1 protein-coding gene is annotated in these 2,028 nt (G+C 38.5%); it reads right to left on the bottom strand.

Features of this window, described 5'->3' with window-relative positions; genetic code table 11:
• Positions 1 to 2,028, bottom strand: a 2,028-nt coding sequence (locus ABDH28_06915; protein ID MEN2998745.1) for a hypothetical protein, incomplete at both ends; no start/stop codon positions are given.

The following is a 2,028-nucleotide window of genomic DNA, read 5'->3' as shown; positions in this document are numbered from 1 at the left end:
TTTTGTATTTCCTGTGCTTTTCTATTCGCTATATCCTGTGCGTTTATCTCTCCTTGTATCCCTAGCTGCTGTTTTAACACCTCTAACTGACTTCTAAGCATCTGTTCTCTTTGCCTTTCACTCTGTACCCACGCTTCACTTCCTTCCACTAGGTTTTGCTGTAGAATGTCTATCACTTCCAGCTGTGCTTTTATAAGTTCTAGCTGCTTATTCCCTTCCTCCAAGTAAGAGACATATTCCTTTGCGTGTTCGGATGTGGAAGAAAATAGATTTACTATCCCGCCAAGAAGTCCTACTACTCCTGTTATTATGGTAGAGACTATAGCAATTGTGCTTCCTCCAGCGAGAGACATCTCCAGTGCTTGCCCTAGCTGACTGACGCCTTGTAGAGTTTTTTGTATCGCTTGTCCTGTTTCTCCCATTTCACTAGCAAGACTACCAAAAGCAGAGAGTAGAGAAGACATATCCGAGTTTATCTGTTTTATCCTCTTACCCCATTCTTCTGTGTTCTCTGCAGGTTGTTCTAGTAGTTTGGCTAGCTCTTCTATACCCTTCTCTAGGTCTCTATATGCGTCTATAAGCTGTATTACCTTATCTGCTTGTTCTCCTTGAGACTTTATTATCTCCATTGCATTCTGTTTCTGTATTTCCCCAAACTCCTGTCCATTTATTTTTACCTGCCTTATAAGAGATAGCTCTTGCTTATATAGCTCTAAAATTTCCCTTGATACCTGTTTCCTATCTTTATCCAAGACCACTGCCCTAGATAATGCTTGTATCTGTTTAAGTAGTATGCTATATATATCCTCCTCTTGCTTCTTTGTCTCACTTTTACCTTCAGGTTGTCCTACCCTTTTTATCTCCTTAAGTGCTTTCGTGTCTATATCTACTTTTACGGCAGGAGTTTTTATCTTTTCCTTGCCTATTTGGTTTCGTATATTTTGGTATTCTGAGTATAACTCAAATAGTTTATCTAAAGCGGATTTAGAAAGGTTATCTAATTGTATTCTTCCATTTTCCACAAGAGACTGTAAGGTTTTTAGTGTGTATTCGTTTAGATTTACAAAAGCCCTTGCGTTTGTCGTTGCATACTTCTCTAGGATAGGTTCTAGATTTGGTCTAGTTCTTATTATCCTATCTATATCACTTACTATACTCTCTAACCGTTTCTCAGGACTAAAGTTATCCTGTATAGTTTTTATCTGACTATTAACAAAATCAACTACCTTGACTATATTATCCACTACGAAATTAAATACCCCTGTTATAACATTCGCTAACTCCTTAAGACCATCCGCTATTATCCCTATAACAGGTTGTAGTTTCTCTAAAGCAGGTTGAAGTTTCTGTAGAACACCATTTGCTAAATCTAACACAGCAGAGACTACAGGATATAAGGTAATCCCAAGTTGCTCTACTAGATTATTAAACTGTGTTATAGTTTTCTGTATAACATTTATTTTCCCAACCTCTTCTGCCATTCCAGCATAGTTTTTAGCAAGATACTCTACTATCTCTGTATTACTTGCTTGTGTTTCTATAAGTTGCTTAAGCCTAGCATCATACCTTGTTAGCATCGTTTCTCCTGTAGTTAGAAGTCTAATGGTTTGTATCATCGCTGTCTCAAAATCCAGTCCAAACGCCGTCGCAACATTCATCGCAACCTTGGCAAGTTCCTTCGTCTGCTCTGTAGTAAGCCCCGCCTGAATCCCTAGTTGATACATCTTTATTATAGTTTCATCATCTATTCCTGTTATACCAGAAATCCTGCTTGCTTCTTCATTCAGTTCTTCTAGTTTTTTCTTAAGTTCCTCCCCAGCAATACCCGTGTTCTGTAAAGCAACTTCTAGCTGTTTCACCACTAGCATACTCTCTATACCTTGCTTTAGAGTTTCAATCACTGCTACCACACCCGCTAGTATCATGGAGAACTTAGTAAAAGCTCCACCTATGCCACCTATTATTCCTCCAAGACTACCGAAGGATTGTTTCCCTGTCTTTCCTGTTTTATCAATACTATCTTGTAGT

The sequence above is a fragment of the Brevinematia bacterium genome (genome assembly GCA_039630355.1).
Lineage (GTDB): Bacteria > Spirochaetota > Brevinematia > DTOW01 > DTOW01 > SKYB106.
This window is presented reverse-complemented; position numbering and strand designations above follow the sequence as displayed.